This is a genomic window from Mesorhizobium sp. ESP6-5 (assembly GCF_020164695.1).
GTDB lineage: Bacteria > Pseudomonadota > Alphaproteobacteria > Rhizobiales > Rhizobiaceae > Mesorhizobium > Mesorhizobium australicum.
In genome coordinates this window covers 311,149-327,007 of record NZ_JAIUGR010000008.1, presented here as the reverse complement: position 1 = coordinate 327,007, position 15,859 = coordinate 311,149, and the positions used below count along the sequence as shown (strand labels likewise).

Sequence of the window (15,859 nt, the reverse complement as noted above, 5' to 3'; positions counted from 1 at the left end):
CCCCCCCCCCCCCCCCCCCCCCCCCCCCCCCCGACTTTTTCATGTGGAAGCCTGTTTTGCAGCCGGCCGTGCGGTCAGGGATGATTCCCTTTGACCTCGCGAAGCCCTAGACTCCTGAAATGACCGAATCAAAATCCATGATCCTCGGCTGTGCCGGGAAAACGCTCACCCGCGAAGAAATCCGTTTCTATCGCAATGAGTGCCCGTGGGCCTTCATCCTGTTCGCCCGCAACATCGGCGAGGCCGAGCAGATCCGCGATCTCGTCGCCGAGATGCGCGATTGCATCGGGCGCCCGGACGCGCTGGTGTTCATCGACCAGGAAGGCGGCAGGGTGCAGCGCCTGCGACCGCCGCTGGCGCCGAACTATCCGGCCGGTGGCGCGCTGGGTGCGCTTTGGCGCGACGATCACGACGCCGGCGCGCGTGCCGCCTGGCTGATGGCGCGGCTGCATGCCTTCGACCTCCTGCGCTACGGCATATCGGCGGATTGCCTGCCGGTGCTCGACGTCCCGATCGAAGGGGCCAGCGATGTCATCGGCGCGCGCGCCTATGGCAAGGATCCGCGTCCGGTCATCGAACTCGGCCGCGCCGCGGCCGAAGGCCTGATGGCGGGCGGCGTGCTGCCCGTGATGAAGCATGTTCCGGGGCACGGCCGCGCGTTTGCCGACACGCATTTCGAGCTGCCTGTCGTCGACGCCTCGCTCAGCGATCTGCAACGGCACGACTTTGCCCCGTTCCGCGAACTCAACCATCTGCCGATGGCGATGACCGCGCATGTCGTCTACAGCGCGATCGATCCCAAGAACCCGGCGACCACCTCCGGCAAGGTCATCGACGAGATCATCCGCCGCGAGATCGGTTTCGACGGGCTCTTGATGAGCGACGACACCTCGATGAAGGCGCTTTCTGGGGATTTCCCGACAAAGGCCGCCTCGATCCTTGCGGCCGGCTGTGATCTGGTCCTTCACTGCAACGGCGTTTTCGAGGAGATGGCGGGGATCGCATCGCGCACTAAAGGGCTTGAAGGCAAGTCGCTGGAGCGCGCCAAGCGGGCAATGACCTATATAAAGACAAGCGACACGGTAGAAGAAACCGAGATACGCGCTGAATTCGCCACCTATTTCGACGCGGTGGCATAGCCAAGGGAAGTGACAGGGCAGTGGCGGAAGCATTGGAAAGCAAGGCTCCGAAGGCCGCACCGATGGATCGCCTGTGGGCCGAGAATGACGATTCACGCGTCACCGGCGATCCGTCGCTGGTCGTCGACGTGGCCGGCTTCGAGGGCCCGCTCGACCTTCTCCTGCATCTTGCCCGTACCCAGAAGGTCGATCTGGCGCGCATTTCGATCCTGGCACTGGTCGAGCAATATCTGACCTTTGTCGAGACGGCGAGGGCGCTGCGGCTCGAACTTGCCGCCGACTATCTGGTGATGGCGGCTTGGCTGGCCTTCCTCAAGTCGAAGCTGCTGATTCCCAAGCAGCCGGGCGAGGAGGGCGAAAGCGGTGAGGAACTGGCGGCGGTGCTGCAGTTCCGGCTGAAGCGGCTCGAAGCCATGCGCGACGCGTCTGCGCGTCTGGTCAACCGCAACCGGCTCGGTCGCGACGTGTTCGCGCGCGGCATGCCGGAAATGGTGATCATCGAGAAGCGCAACGCCTATTCAGCGTCGCTCTACGACTTGCTGACTGCCTATGCCCAGCAGCGGCAGAAGCAGGCGATCAACAACGTGACGATCGCCAGGCGCGGTGTCTGGTCGCTCAAGGACGCACGCGATATCCTGACCCGCCTTGTCGGGGCTGTAAGCGACTGGACGACACTGGAAAGTTTCCTGATCGTGTACATGACCAGCCCCGAGGAAAGGCGCACGGCGATCGCCAGTTCCTTCGCGGCAACGTTGGAACTGGTGCGCGACGGCACGATGGACGTGCGGCAGGATCAGACATTTGCCCCGATCTATTTGCGCGGCCGCACGCAAGCAATCAAGGCAGTCGAGGTGGCATCATGAGCGAACGCGCCAACGCTTCGGTTATCCCGTTCAAGGTCGAGGACGAGCCTGGGCAGGAGTTGTTCTCCGAGGACGTGGCCGAGCAGGTGCAGAACCCGGCCGAGCGTCTGCATATGGCGGAAGCCGTGCGCATGGCGGAGGCGATCGTGTTCGCCAGCGCCGAACCCGTCAGCGAAAAGCAGCTTGCCGCACGCCTTCCCGATGGCATCAATGTCGCGCTAGCCATGAAGGAGCTGCAGCAGATCTACGCCCGGCGCGGCGTCAATCTGGTGCGGGTCGGCGATGCCTGGGCCTTCCGAACCGCCGGCGACCTGGCCTTCCTGATGAGCCGCGATACGGTGCAGCAGCGCAAGCTGTCACGGGCGGCGCTCGAGGTGCTGGCGATCATAGCCTACCATCAGCCGGTGACGCGCGCCGAGATCGAGGACATCAGAGGTGTCGAAACCTCGAAGGGCACGCTCGACACGCTGCTCGAAACGGAATGGGTGCGCATGCGCGGCCGCCGCAAAACGCCCGGTCGCCCCGTTACCTATGGCACCACCGAAACCTTCCTCGACCATTTCGCACTCGAGGAAATCCGTGATCTTCCAGGCATGGAGGAACTGAAGGGCGCCGGCCTGCTTTCGGGCCGCATGCCTTCGAATTTCTCCATCCCGCAACCGCCGGCCGATCCCGACGCGCTGACCGAGGACGAGGATCCGCTGACCGACATCGACCTCGAGGAGCTCGGTCTGCTGACGCCGCGCGTCACGGAAGATTGACCACGAGCGCCTTTCAAAAGCTGCTTTGCGGCTTTACATGCGCCGTTTGGTAGCGGGCCGCATCGCCGAAAATGCGTGACATCCGTCGGCCTTTCATAAACTCTGTCGCGGTTGTGTTTGAATCCCAAAGCGAAAACGCATAGATCATCGCCAGGGAAAACATTCGAGAGAGATTTGGTTATGGGTTCATTTTCGATTTGGCACTGGATGATCGTGCTGGTGATCGTGCTGCTGGTGTTCGGCCGCGGCAAGATTCCCGAGCTGATGGGTGACATGGCCAAGGGCATCAAGAGCTTCAAGAAGGGCATGGCCGACGACGACGTTGCCGACGACAAGCGCACCGTCGAACACCGTGCCGATGAGACCGTTTCGGCCGCGAAGGAAAAGGCCAGCAAGAGCTGAGCCAAAAGTTCTAGTCGGAACAGATTGCCATGTTTGAAGTCGGCTGGACCGAAATGCTGGTGATCGCGATCGTCATGATCGTGGTCGTCGGGCCCAAGGATTTGCCCAACATGCTGCGCACATTCGGCCGCACGACGGCGAAGCTGCGCGCCATGGCCGCCGATTTCCAGAAGCAATTCAACGAGGCCTTGAAGGAAGCCGAGCTCGACGACGTCAAGAAGTCGGTCGACGAACTCCGGGGTCTCAGCCCAGTCGCCGAGATCAAGAAGCAGCTCAATCCGTTCGAGCAGGCGGCAGCCGATGTGCGCGCCGGCGTCGACGCGGCGATGAAGCCGAAGCCGGCCGCCGATCCATCGGCCCCTGCAGCGGCGACGCCCCAGGCGGCCGAGCCGTTGAAAAACGGTGCAACGACCATGCCTGGCGTCAATGGCCCGGAAGTCACGCCCCCAGCATCGATGTTCCCGGCGATGACCGATGAATCGGTGGTGGCGGCTTCCACGGAACCGAAGGCATCCAGGAAAACCGCCAAGGCGGTGCCGGCTTCAAAAGCGCCATCCATTAAGGTGGTGGCGGCAAAAGCCTCACCCGCGGGGGCGGCAAAAACCGCACCCACGCCCAAGGCGTCGACAAAGGCCACGACAGCGGCAGTTCCTGAAACCGCGGCTGTGACGAAGCCTGCCGTCGCCAAGGCGCCTGCAGCCAAGGCGCCTGCTGCCAAGGCGCCTGCGAAAACCGAACCGAAACCTGCTGGGGCCAAGAAGCCGGTAGCCAAAAAGACGGCTGGAGCCGCCAAGTGAGCGTTTCGGACAAGGAAAAGGACGAGATCGAAAAATCGTCGGCGCCTCTGATGGAGCATCTGATCGAGCTGCGCAGGCGGTTGATCTGGTCTCTCGGTGGCTTCTTCGTTGCCTTCCTGGTTTGCTTTTTCTTTGCCAAGAGGCTGTTCAACCTTCTGGTTGTCCCCTTCAAGTGGGCGACGAAATGGGCAGGGCTGGACCCGCACAAGGTCGAGCTGATCTATACCGCGCCGCAGGAATTCTTCTTCACGCAGGTCAAGCTCGCCATGTTCGGCGGCATGGTCATCGCCTTTCCGCTGATCGCCACGCAGATCTACAAATTCATTGCGCCCGGGCTCTACAAGAACGAGCGCAATGCCTTCCTGCCGTTCCTGATCGCATCGCCCATCCTGTTCCTGATGGGCGCCTCGCTGGTCTATTTCTTCTTCACGCCGATGGTGATGTGGTTCTTCCTCGCCATGCAGCAGGTCGGCACCGACGACCAGGTACAGATTTCGCTGCTGCCGAAAGTGTCGGAATATCTCAGCCTGATCATGACGCTGATCTTCTCCTTCGGCCTGGTGTTCCAGCTGCCGGTGGTAACCAGCCTGATGACGCGCGTCGGCATGCTGTCGTCCAAGGCGTTGGCCGAAAAACGCAAATGGGCGATCGTCATCGCCTTCATCGTTGCCGCGGTGCTGACACCTCCGGATCCGATGAGCCAGATCGGCTTGGCCATTCCGACCATCCTTCTCTACGAGGTTTCCATCTGGGCCGCGCGGTGGATCGAGCGCGACCAGGAGAAACAGCGGCTTGCGCGCGAGAAGCAGGAAGCCGGCGAGACCGTGGCCGACAAGGCGCCGGACGAGCCGCCAGCGCCGGCGGCCTCGTAGGGCATCGGCGGCGGCGGAAAACGACAACCGCCGCCCGGCCCATCTTGCATCGATCAAGGATGCGGTTTACGCCCCTCAAACCTAGCTTGAGGACGGATAACCATGCTTGACATCAAATGGATTCGCGACAACCCGAAGGCCCTTGTCGAGGCGCTCACCAAGCGCTCGTGGTCGGCGGATGAGGCGCAGTCCACGGTCGACGGGCTGATCGCCAAGGACGAGGCGCGGCGCGAACATGTCACCGAGCTGCAGACCAGGCAGGAGCGCCGCAACGCCGCCTCGAAGGAGATCGGCAACGCCATGCGTTCGGGCGATGCCGCCCTTGCCGAGAAACTCAAGGCCGAAGTCGGCGAGATCAAGACCTTCATCCAGAACGGCGAGGCGCGCGAGCGCGAGCTTGACAAGGCGCTGAACGATGCGCTGGCGGTGCTGCCGAATGTGCCGTTCGGCGACGTGCCGGTCGGCAAGGACGAGCACGACAATGTCGTCAAGCATGTCGTCGGCAAGGTGCCGACACGGCCGAACTGGGTGAAGGAGCATTTCGAGATCGGCGAAGCGCTCGGCATGATGGATTTCGAGCGCGCGGCGAAGCTGTCGGGCTCGCGCTTCACCGTGCTCAGGAGCGGCCTGGCGCGGATGGAACGCGCCATCGGCCAATTCATGCTCGACCTGCACACGACCGAGCACGGCTATGAGGAAGTGATCCCGCCGCTGATGGTGAAGGACGACGTTCTGTTCGGCACCAACCAGTTGCCGAAGTTCGAGGAGGATCTGTTCTTCACGCCACATGGGGAGGGCAGGCTTGGCCTGATCCCGACCGCCGAAGTGCCGCTCACCAACCTCGTGCGCGAAGAAATCACGGCGCATGAAAAGCTGCCGCTGCGCTTCACGGCGCTGACGCCCTGCTTTCGTTCCGAGGCAGGCTCGGCGGGACGCGATACGCGCGGCATGCTGCGCCAGCATCAATTCTACAAGGTCGAGCTGGTTTCGATCACCGACCAGGAATCCTCACTCGCCGAGCACGAGCGGATGACACAATGCGCCGAGGAAGTCTTGAAGCGGCTTGAGCTGCCGTTCCGGACCATGGTGCTGTGCACCGGCGACATGGGTTTTGGCGCGCGCAAGACCTATGACATCGAGGTCTGGTTGCCCGGCCAGAACGCCTATCGCGAAATCTCGTCCTGCTCTGTCTGCGGCGATTTCCAGGCGCGCCGCATGGATGCCCGTTACAAGGACAAGGATGGCAAGGGCAACCGCTTCGTCAATACGCTGAACGGTTCGGGCACCGCTGTCGGCCGCGCGCTCATAGCTGTCATCGAAAACTATCAGAATGAGGATGGCAGCGTAACCATTCCTGAAGTGCTGCGGCCTTACATGGGTGGGCTGGAAAAGATCGAATCGAAATAATGCGCATTCTTCTGACCAATGACGACGGCATCCATGCCGAGGGCCTGGCGTCGCTCGAGCGCGTCGCCCGCACCCTGTCCGACGATGTCTGGGTGGTGGCGCCGGAACAGGACCAGTCGGGCTATGCGCATTCGCTGTCGATTTCGGAGCCGCTGCGGTTGCGGAAAATCGGCGAAAGGCATTTTGCCGTGCGCGGCACGCCAACCGATTGCGTCATCATGGGCGTCAAGAAGATCCTGCCCGGTGCGCCCGACCTGATCCTGTCCGGTATCAATTCGGGCGCCAACATCGCCGACGACGTCACCTATTCCGGTACCGTCGCCGGCGCCATGGAAGGCGCGCTGCTCGGTATCCGGTCGATAGCGCTCAGCCAGGGCTACAGCACTGTCGGCGAGGATCGCGTCGTCCCCTATGAGACCACCGAAGCGCTGGCGCCGGCGCTGCTGAAGAAGCTCGTCGCGACGCCGCTGCCGGACGGCGTCCTGCTCAACGTCAATTTTCCCAACTGCCTTCCCGAGGAAGTGGCCGGCACGGTGGTCACCACGCAGGGCAAGCTGGTGCACAGCCTGTGGGTCGACGAGCGCCGCGACGGGCGCGGCCTGCCTTATTACTGGCTGCGCTTCGGCCGCGAGCCGGTCGAGGGCAAGCAGGGCACCGATCTCTTTGCCCTGCGCAACAGGCTGGTGTCGGTGACGCCGCTGCAGCTTGACCTTACCGCGCATGAGATCCGTGACCAGCTGAGCAAGGCGCTTGCATGAATCAGGGCTTTCCAATCGATGATCGCGAAGGATTTGCCGCTTTCCTGCTGCGCCTGCGCGGCAGGGGAACGGTGCCGAAGGCGCTGATCGCGGCTTTCGAGGCAACGCCGCGACGCGGCTTCCTGGCAGCGCAATACCACCAGATCGCCTGGTCGGACCGCATGCTGCCGATCGAATGCGGCGAAGCGATCGAAGGGGCGGATCTGCAGGCGGCGGTGATCGCCGCATTGGCCATTGAAACGGGAAACCGCGTGCTCGAGATCGGCACCGGTTCCGGCTACACATCGGCTGTCATGTCGCGGCTGGCGGCGCGGGTCGTGACCGTGGATCGGTACAAGACGCTGGTCGAGCAAGCCAGGCAGCGCTTCGAGGCACTCGGCATCAGCAATGCCATCGTGCGGCAGGCCGATGGTTCCAGCGGATTGCCCAATGAAGGGCCGTTTGACCGCATCGTCGCCTGGGCGGCATTCGACAGCCTGCCGCGCTTCCTGCTCGACCAATTGTCGAGCGGCGGCATCGTCATCGCGCCGATCGGGCCGGAGGAGGGCGAGCAGGTGCTGGCCAAGCTCACCAAGGTCGGCAGCCGTTTCGAGCGCGAGGATATCGGCCTCGTGCGGCTGCAGCCGATCCTGCGCAGCATTGCAGCGGTTATCTAGTTTCCGGCCGGCCGCCGGATCTCTTTCGGGCTCGCCATCGTGCCGCTGATCATCCCCAAATGTTTTAAGAAAATTTTCGTCGGATTCTAATGGGTTAACCGGCCAGTAACATTAACGCGCTTTAATCCTGTCCAGTTGGTGCAGCGTTTGTGCGGGTTAGTGCGATGCAACTCAGTGTTTTGAAGACAAATAGTCGCAATCTGGCGCGGGGCTGCGCTGTTCTGATGATTGCGGGCGCGGCGGCCGGGTGCAGTTCCCAGGCTTCGCGGTTCAACAGTGTCGACGACGTCTTCACGTCCTCGACCAACAATCAACGTGCCATCATCAACAAGCAGGATGCGGTGCAGCCTTATCCGGGCGACGTCTCGGCTGCTCCGCTTGATGGCAGCCACACGCAGTCGGTGAGCCGTTCCAGCCTCGATCCGGTTTCGAGCCGGCCTTTGCCGCCGCCGGCTTCCGCGCAAGCGCAGCCGGCTCCAGCGCTCGCGCCTGCCGCCAATCCGGTGCGTGTCGCATCGGCGCCGGCCTTGGTTCGGCCCGCTCCTCATGTCGACAGGACGACGACCGGCACTGTCGCGCCGGCCGCCAAGCCTTTCAAGAATGCCCAGCCCGACGAGCCGAGGATGGCCCAGGCAGGCACGCCGCACGCGACCGAAATCACCGTCAGGGACGGCGAGAGCATTTCCGGCCTGGCGGCGCATTACAAGGTGCCGGCCGATGTCATCATGAAGGTGAATGGCCTGAGCCCGACCAAGGGGCTGAAGACCGGCCAGAAGATCGTCATCCCGGCCTATGCCTATTCGAGCAAGGCCGAGCCGAAGGTCGCCGACGCAAAGCCGGCAAAGGACGGCAAGCATGATCTGCCGGCCAGCGCGCCGGACAAGGTGGCGGTGCTGCCGCAGCAGCCTAAGCTGAAGGAGGGCAAGTCCGCCGCCCAGGTCGATGCGTCGGCCACGGCGAACCAGCCCAAGGAACCCAAGCCGGCGCAGATGGCCAAGGCAACCGGCGCCGCCGGTACCTATACGGTTCAGTCGGGTGACACGATGTCCTCGATTGCCAGAAAGACCGGCGTCGGCGTGGTCGCGCTGAAGCAGGCCAACGGCATGAAGGACGGCATATTGAAAATCGGCCAGACCTTGAAGGTGCCGGGCGGCGGAACGGCGACGGTTGCCAGCGCCAAGCCGGCCAAGGTCGATCCGGTGACCACCGCGACAACGCAAGTCCCGGCAAAGGCCACGCCTTCGGAAACGCTGGCCTCCTACACGCCGCCGAAGAAGGACGCCAAGGTCATCCAGCAGGCCGAGGACGACGACGCGGTGGCACCCGATGCCACCGGCATCGGCAAGATGCGCTGGCCGGTGCGCGGCCGGGTGATCTCCGGTTTCGGATCCGGCAAGGACGGCGTCGATATCGCCGTGCCCACGGGCACGCCGGTCAAGGCGGCCGAGAACGGTGTTGTCATCTATGCCGGCGACGGCCTCAAGGAGTTCGGCAACACGGTGCTGGTGCGCCACGAGAACGGCCTGGTCACCGTCTATGGCCATGCCAGCTCGATCGAGGTCCAGCGCGGCCAGAAGGTCAAGCGCGGCCAGGAAATCGCGCTCTCGGGCATGAGCGGCACGACGGATTCGCCGAAGCTGCACTTTGAAGTGCGCAAGAACTCCGCCCCGGTCGATCCGTCAGGCTATCTCGAATAGAAGAAAAAAAGCGATATGCGGGCCGCCTGACCTCCAGTCCAGCCCGCCGGCTCAGCCCGTTCCGCAAGGAGCGGGCTTTTTCAGTTCTGTCGAAGGCCGGCCCTCAAGCGCGGAGATGATCACGCAGCGTGTCGGCGATCATGACCTCAAGGCTGCTGGCCTTGATACCGAGAAGCACCTCGGCGTCGGAAGAATCCACCAGCAAGGGGTTCTCGAAAAGATAGCTCATCTCGATGAGCTCATGCATACCCAATGCTTCCATCTCGGCAATCGAATAAGAACGGATTTCTGAGACCTCCTGTCGAAGCATCGCAGCGGTTTTCTGGATGAGCTCCCGGGGTGAGGCGTATTGCGAGGGGACGTGAAACGCCCGTCCCCATTTGCCCGTGTAGCGGGAAGCCGCGACCAGCGTCCTGGCGACGTCCTTGGTGAAGGCCCAGGCATGCGTCGCATCGAGGTTTCCAATGAAAGCGGTAGGCTTCCCTTCGATGATGGAGGGCAGGGCGACCAGCGAGAAGTAGCTGATCGCGCCGTGGCCGAGATAGTCGCTGGACCGCACTTCGATTGCCGGCACGTCGGCACGGGCGGCTCGCTGCCACATGATCGCCCTGGCCGTTCCCTTCTTCGAAGTAGGATCCAGGGACAGGTCGGAACGAAGCGGGCTATCGGCATTTTCCCCATAGCCATAGAGGTTGCCCAACACGATGAGTTTCGCGCCGACCGCTTCGGCCGCGCGCACGGTGCCGTCGATGATGGGGAAAAAATCGGTTGGCCACCTGTGATAGGTGGCCATGGCGCACATGAAGATGGCATCGGCGCCTTGGCAGACACGCGCGAGTTCCGACGCATCGGTAGCATCGGCCTGCATGGGCCGCACGTTCCGCAATGCGTTGGAGCCGACGCTTCGGCTGGTGAGAACGACATCATGTCCTTCCTCGCCAAGAAGGCGAGCGGTTTCGCGACCGACCGGGCCCGCTCCGACAACAACATAGAAACTCATGGTGTAACCTCTCGTCCAAGTTTGATGGAGAGGCGTGAGTACAGGTCGACGGCATTGAAAATCGCGCGGGAATTGCCAAATCTCGGACAGGTTTTGCCATGAATCGAGAGAGAGCATGCAGTCGCAATACGCTCCGGCTCAAGCCGTGTCCGATGTAACAATGGCCTCCCGGCATATCGAAGCCGGAGTCCACCGCCTGTCCCGGGCTCCACACCATCGCATCATGGTGCATGCCAGCGCGGCGACACGCTCCTACTGCGATCAGGTTGGGCGATATTTCGTCAGGCGCGCCGGGGATATCGACCTGGTGCCAGCCGGCCAGGAGGGCGGCTTCGAGGCCGAAACCCCGTTCGACACGATCGAGATTGCGTTGCAGCCAGCGCTGATGGAAAGGGTGGTGGCGGAGCTTGGCGGCAAGGGGCAAGCATTGCGGCTCGACACGCGCCACCTGCTTCGCGACCAGCGCATCGAACATCTCGCCCGGGCGCTCGGGAGCGAACTGAATGCAGATTCGCCGAGCGGCCCTTTGTTTGCCGACAGCATTGGCGCCGCACTGGCGGTGAGGCTGCTTGGCCTTGGTGAACCTGATATCCGCCGAACGAACCGGTTGTCGGATACCCAGCTCAAACGCGTGCTGGAGCACATCGAGGCGTCTCTTCACGAGCCGCTTTCGATTCATCGACTAAGCCGAATTGCCGGCGCGAGCAGCTCGCATTTGCGGACATGGTTCAAAGTGGCGACGGGCGTCACCCTGCACCGCTACGTGTTACGGCGTCGCGTTGAACGCGCACGCGTTCTGCTGCAGCGAGGCGACCTCAGCACAAGCGAAGTAGCTGAAATGACGGGCTTCGCGCACCAGTCACACCTGGCGCATTGGATGCGCCGCGAGATCGGTCAAACGCCGCGCGATTTGCGACGGACGCCGCCGCCCAAATGACGCTGTCGGTCGATCGGGTTGGCGACGCGATCCAACGCCTCAATCCTTCAATGGCTTGCCGAGCCTGCCGGCCAGATCCTGGGTGAACTGCCAGGCGACGCGGCCTGAGCGGCTGCCGCGTGTGGTGGCCCATTCAAGCGCTTCGGCGCGCAACTGCTCGGGGTCGATGTCGAGGCCATGGTGGCTGGCATAGCCGTTGACCATGTCGAGATATTCGTCCTGCGAGCACTTGTGGAAGCCGAGCCACAGGCCGAAACGGTCGGATAGCGAGACCTTTTCCTCGACCGCTTCCGATGGGTTGATGGCGGTCGAGCGCTCATTGTCGATCATGTCGCGCGGCAACAGGTGGCGGCGGTTCGAGGTCGCGTAGAAGATGACGTTGGCCGGACGGCCTTCGACGCCGCCTTCGAGTGCTGCTTTCAGCGACTTGTAGGACGTATCGTCATGGTCGAAGGACAGATCGTCGCAAAACAGGATGACGCGGAAGGGGGCCGCCTTCAGCAGGCCCATCAGCTTCGGCAGCGTGTCGATGTCCTCGCGGTGGATTTCTATCAGCTTGAGCGGCAGGCCGGGCTTCGCCCTGGCATTGATCTGCGCGTGTACGGCCTTGACCAGCGACGATTTGCCCATGCCGCGCGCACCCCACAACAGGACGTTGTTGGCGGCGAAACCGGCGGCGAAGCGCTCGGTGTTGTCGACGAGGATGTCGCGGACGCGGTCGACCCCGCGGATCAGGCCGATATCGACGCGGTTGACCTTGCACACCGGCTCCAGATAGCCCGGATCGGCCTGCCAGACGAAGCAGTCGGCCACGTTGAGGTCGGTTTGAGGCACCGGCGGCGACGCGAGGCGGCTGACCGCCTCGATCAGGCGGTCGAGTTTCTGGTTCAGGGCGTCGATGCTGGTATCGGTCATGTCGGGTCTTTTTTGCTTCGGTTTTTGCGGCGGCAGGTGGACCCGGTTCGATTTCGGCGGTTTCGAAACCGGTTGCAACCATTTGTTCGAGCGTGATCTTTTCCGAAAACCGGCTCGCGGTTTTCGCGATCCTGCTCTAACACGGCTAAACAGGCCGGAAAAGCAGCCGATTTGCCTGGTCGCGCAGTTGCATTGACAACTTTACCGACTATATTCCGGCCAAATTTCTAGGGGCCGCCAAATCCCGCTTGATCGTTTGGTGGCTGTTTTTCAAAATTCAGGAGTACCTCGATGTTCGTGACACCGGCATACGCCCAAGGCATCGGCGGCGCCTCTCCCGATATGTTCATCAGCATTTTGCCGTTTGTCCTGATTTTCGTGATCATGTATTTTCTGATCATCCGCCCGCAGCGCACGCAGCTGAAGAAGCGCGGCGAGATGCTGGCAGCGGTTCGTCGCGGCGACACTGTCGTCACCGGCGGCGGCTTTGTCGGCAAGGTGACGAAGGTGATCGACGACAGCGAGCTGGAGATCGATCTTGGCGGCGGCACCAAGGTGACGGCGCTGCGCTCGACGATCGCCGATGTGCGCGTCAAGGGCGAACCGGTGGCCAACCAGAACGCCAAGAAATAACCAGATTCAAGGCGGAGCGATCCGCGACACGCTCTGACGGACGACGCCCTATGCTTTATTTCTCGCGCTTCAAGATGATCCTGATCTGGCTGGCCGTGGCCGCCACAGTGATCCTCGCCGCGCCCAACCTGTTCCCCGCCAGCACGCTGGCTCAGCTGCCCAGTTGGGTGCCGAAGCGGCAGATGACGCTCGGCCTCGACCTGCAGGGCGGTTCGCACATCCTGCTGGAGATGAACCAGAACGATCTGATCAAGGATCGGTTGGAGACGACCCGCGACGAAATCCGCACACTGCTGCGCGATGCCAAGATCGGCTATACCGGTCTCGCCGGCACCGGCAAGACCCTGCAGGTCCGCATCACCGATCCCGCCCAGCTCGATGCCGCCAAGAAGGCATTGAAGACGTTGACCGATCCTGTCGCCGCCGGCTTGTTCACCGGCGGTTCCATCCAGGAAATGGCGCTGGATGATTCCGAGCCGGGCCTGCTTAAGTTCACCGTCACCGACGCCGGCATCAAATACCGCACGTCGACCGCGTTGGCGCAGTCGATCGAGGTGGTCGAGCGCCGCGTCAACGAACTCGGCACGACCGAGCCTATCGTGCAGCGGCAAGGCGAGGACCGCATCCTCGTCCAGGTGCCTGGCCTGCAGGATCCGCAGCGGCTGAAAGAGATTCTCGGTCAGACCGCGAAGCTGACCTTCCAGATGGTCGACCAGTCGATGCCGGTGCAGGACGCGCTCAAGGGGCGCCCGCCAGCCGGTTCGTCGGTGCTCTATTCCCAGGACGATCCGCCGGTTCCGTACCTGATCGAGAACCGCGTTATCGTATCGGGTGAAAACCTCGTCGACGCACAGGCGACGTACAATTCGCAGAACAACGAGCCGGTGGTTTCGTTCCGCTTCGATTCCAAGGGTGCCGCCCGCTTCGGCCAGGCCACCGCGCAGAACGTCGGCAAGCTGTTCGCCATCATCCTCGACAACCAGGTGATTTCGGCGCCGCAGATCCGTGAACCGATCCTTGGCGGCACCGGCCAGATCTCCGGCAATTTCACGGCGCAAAGCGCCAACGACCTCGCCGTGCTGCTGCGCGCCGGCGCGCTGCCCGCGACATTGACGGTCATCGAGGAGCGTACCGTGGGTCCGGGCCTCGGTCAGGATTCGATCCATGCCGGCAAGGTCGCCGGCATCATCGGTTCGATTCTCGTCGTGGCATTCATGTTCGTCGCCTACGGTTTCCTCGGCTTCCTCGCCAATATCGCGCTGGCGGTGCACGTGGCGATGATCGTCGGACTGCTGTCGCTGCTCGGCGCGACGCTGACCTTGCCGGGTATTGCCGGTATCGTGCTGACCATCGGCATGGCGGTCGATTCCAACGTGCTTATCTATGAGCGTATCCGCGAGGAGCGACGCGCCGGCCGCTCGGTGATCCAGGCGATCGACACGGGCTTCTCGAAGGCGCTGGCGACCATCGTCGATTCCAACGTCACCTCGCTGATTGCCACAGTGGTGCTGTTTTATCTCGGTACCGGACCGGTGAAGGGATTTGCCATCACCTATGCCATCGGCATCCTGACGACGGTCTTCACCGCTTTCACCTTCACCCGCCTGCTGGTGTCGATCTGGCTGCGCCGCGCACGTCCGAAGGAACTGCCGCGCGCGCCGGTGACCTTCGTTCCGCCCGGCACGAAAATTCCGTTCATGGGTATTCGCCGGTGGACGTTCGCGCTGTCGAGCACATTGTCGATACTGTCCGTCGTGTTGTTCATGAGCGTCGGCATCAATTACGGCATCGACTTCAAGGGCGGTTCCCTGATCGAGGTGCAGTCAAAGAGCGGCGATGCCAATATTGGTGACATCCGCAGCCGATTAACGGAACTGAACATCGGCGAAGTTCAGGTGCAGCAGTTCGGCGCACCCAACGACGTGTTGATCCGCGTCGGCACGCAGGATGCCGGTGAAAATGCCGAGCAGACCGTGATCGACAAGGTGCGTGGCGAACTGCAGGATCAGTATAATTTCCGTCGCGTCGAAGTGGTGGGCCCTACGGTTTCAGGCGAACTGGCCAAGCAAGGCACGATCGCCATGATTGTCGCGCTGGCCGGCATACTGATCTATGTCTGGTTCCGCTTCGAATGGCAGTTCGCGGTCGGCGCCATCGTCGCGACGGTGCACGATGTGGTCATGACGCTTGGTTTCTTCGTCATCAGCGGGCTCGAATTCAACCAGTCGTCACTGGCGGCGATCCTGACCATTATCGGTTATTCGCTGAACGACACGATCGTGGTCTATGACCGCGTCCGCGAGGATTTGCGAAAATACAAGCGAATGCCGTTGCCGCAGCTGTTGAACAACGCCATCAACGAGACGTTGTCGAGAACGACGCTGACGTCCGTGACGACCAGCTTGGCGCTGCTGGCGCTGGTGCTGTTCGGCGGCGAAGTGATCCGCTCCTTCACGCTGGCGATGCTGTTCGGCGTCGTGTTCGGCACGTATTCGTCGATCTTCATCGCGGCGCCGTTGCTGATCCTGTTCAAGCTGCGGCCGCAGGCTTCGACCGACGAGGAGAAGCCGGTCAGCGGCGGCAAGGCCGTCGCGACCTGACGCGCGGCCCCGGAGGGGTGACAGAGTGATGGCCGGCAAAGGCATCGTCATCCGCGAGGCGCATTTCCCCGGCCGCGCGCCGATCGAGGCTTATGGCAATGGCGGCTTCCGCTTTGCCGACATGTCGCATCGCGGCTCGCTCATGTGCCTGCCTACGGGCATCCATGGCTGGGAGCCGGCAAATCCCCTGGCGCTGACCGTGGCGGATTTCGACAGGCTCCTGGCCGAGGCCGACAAGGTCGAGATCCTGCTGGTTGGCATGGGTCGGGATCTCAGGCCGTTGCCGGCGGCGCTGCGGGCCGCGCTGAAGGATGCCGGCATAGCATCCGACCCGATGTCGACTGGGGCAGCAGTGCGGACCTACAATGTCCTTCTGGCTGAAAACCGCGCCGTGGCAGCCGCGCTCATCGCTGTCGATTGAT

16 protein-coding genes are annotated in these 15,859 nt (G+C 62.7%); 14 read left to right on the top strand and 2 right to left on the bottom strand.

Going from position 1 to position 15,859, the window contains the following annotated elements:
- Positions 1 to 119 precede the first annotated feature (119 nt).
- The 10 genes from nagZ to LB524_RS16055 all read left to right on the top strand — a co-directional run bounded on the left by nagZ (position 120) and on the right by LB524_RS16055 (position 9,352).
- A complete protein-coding gene (gene nagZ, locus LB524_RS16100; RefSeq protein WP_224528112.1) occupies positions 120 to 1,139 on the top strand; it encodes a beta-N-acetylhexosaminidase in 1,020 nt (339 codons plus the stop codon).
- A 62-nt stretch (positions 1,140 to 1,201) separates the two neighbouring features.
- Positions 1,202 to 2,002, top strand: coding sequence for a segregation and condensation protein A (locus LB524_RS16095; RefSeq protein WP_015317531.1), 801 nt, complete (start codon positions 1,202 to 1,204; stop codon positions 2,000 to 2,002).
- The gene (gene scpB / locus LB524_RS16090) at positions 1,999 to 2,763 is read left to right on the top strand and encodes an SMC-Scp complex subunit ScpB (protein WP_224528100.1); all 765 of its coding nucleotides are present in this window, start codon (positions 1,999 to 2,001) and stop codon (positions 2,761 to 2,763) included. The genes LB524_RS16095 and scpB overlap by 4 nt, the downstream gene beginning before the upstream one ends.
- 180 nt (positions 2,764 to 2,943) lie before the next feature.
- Positions 2,944 to 3,165 carry a twin-arginine translocase TatA/TatE family subunit gene (locus LB524_RS16085; RefSeq protein WP_015317533.1) on the top strand — a complete coding sequence of 74 codons (222 nt, stop codon included), beginning with the start codon at positions 2,944 to 2,946 and terminating at the stop codon, positions 3,163 to 3,165.
- A 29-nt stretch (positions 3,166 to 3,194) separates the two neighbouring features.
- Positions 3,195 to 3,962, top strand: coding sequence for a Sec-independent protein translocase protein TatB (gene tatB / locus LB524_RS16080; protein ID WP_224528079.1), 768 nt, complete (start codon positions 3,195 to 3,197; stop codon positions 3,960 to 3,962).
- Complete coding sequence (gene tatC, locus LB524_RS16075) at positions 3,959 to 4,834, top strand: twin-arginine translocase subunit TatC (RefSeq protein ID WP_023769965.1); 876 nt, start codon at positions 3,959 to 3,961, stop codon at positions 4,832 to 4,834. Before tatB ends, tatC begins: the two co-directional genes overlap by 4 nt.
- A gap of 102 nt (positions 4,835 to 4,936) precedes the next feature.
- Positions 4,937 to 6,241, top strand: coding sequence for a serine--tRNA ligase (gene serS, locus LB524_RS16070; RefSeq protein WP_224528065.1), 1,305 nt, complete (start codon positions 4,937 to 4,939; stop codon positions 6,239 to 6,241).
- Positions 6,241 to 6,999 carry a 5'/3'-nucleotidase SurE gene (surE, locus tag LB524_RS16065; protein WP_015317537.1) on the top strand — a complete coding sequence of 253 codons (759 nt, stop codon included), beginning with the start codon at positions 6,241 to 6,243 and terminating at the stop codon, positions 6,997 to 6,999. The genes serS and surE overlap by 1 nt, the downstream gene beginning before the upstream one ends.
- Entirely contained in the window at positions 6,996 to 7,655 is a 660-nt protein-coding gene (locus LB524_RS16060; RefSeq protein ID WP_224528063.1) for a protein-L-isoaspartate(D-aspartate) O-methyltransferase, read from the top strand. The genes surE and LB524_RS16060 overlap by 4 nt, the downstream gene beginning before the upstream one ends.
- A gap of 164 nt (positions 7,656 to 7,819) precedes the next feature.
- Positions 7,820 to 9,352: a peptidoglycan DD-metalloendopeptidase family protein gene (locus LB524_RS16055; RefSeq protein WP_140723705.1), complete on the top strand. Its 1,533-nt coding sequence runs from the start codon at positions 7,820 to 7,822 to the stop codon at positions 9,350 to 9,352.
- A gap of 103 nt (positions 9,353 to 9,455) precedes the next feature.
- Here the strand turns inward: LB524_RS16055 and LB524_RS16050 are convergent, their stop codons facing one another.
- Positions 9,456 to 10,352, bottom strand: coding sequence for an NAD-dependent epimerase/dehydratase family protein (locus LB524_RS16050; protein WP_224528132.1), 897 nt, complete (start codon positions 10,350 to 10,352; stop codon positions 9,456 to 9,458).
- A 115-nt stretch (positions 10,353 to 10,467) separates the two neighbouring features.
- On the opposite strand from LB524_RS16050, the gene LB524_RS16045 reads away from it, so the two are divergent.
- Positions 10,468 to 11,289, top strand: coding sequence for an AraC family transcriptional regulator (locus LB524_RS16045; protein ID WP_224528061.1), 822 nt, complete (start codon positions 10,468 to 10,470; stop codon positions 11,287 to 11,289).
- A gap of 39 nt (positions 11,290 to 11,328) precedes the next feature.
- On the opposite strand, the gene LB524_RS16040 is transcribed toward LB524_RS16045, so the two are convergent.
- A complete protein-coding gene (locus LB524_RS16040; RefSeq protein WP_224528058.1) occupies positions 11,329 to 12,204 on the bottom strand; it encodes an ATP-binding protein in 876 nt (291 codons plus the stop codon).
- Between the two features lie 291 nt (positions 12,205 to 12,495).
- Here LB524_RS16040 and yajC point away from each other — a divergent pair, with 291 nt between their 5' ends.
- From yajC to LB524_RS16025, 3 genes are read left to right on the top strand one after another with little or no spacing between them, the layout of a single operon-like run.
- Complete coding sequence (gene yajC / locus LB524_RS16035) at positions 12,496 to 12,837, top strand: preprotein translocase subunit YajC (protein ID WP_224528056.1); 342 nt, start codon at positions 12,496 to 12,498, stop codon at positions 12,835 to 12,837.
- A 50-nt stretch (positions 12,838 to 12,887) separates the two neighbouring features.
- Entirely contained in the window at positions 12,888 to 15,437 is a 2,550-nt protein-coding gene (gene secDF / locus LB524_RS16030; protein ID WP_224528054.1) for a protein translocase subunit SecDF, read from the top strand.
- Positions 15,438 to 15,465: 28 nt separating this feature from the next.
- On the top strand, positions 15,466 to 15,858 hold the full coding sequence (locus tag LB524_RS16025; protein WP_140724168.1) for an Mth938-like domain-containing protein: 393 nt from the start codon (positions 15,466 to 15,468) through the stop codon (positions 15,856 to 15,858).
- Position 15,859: the final 1 nt, after the last annotated feature.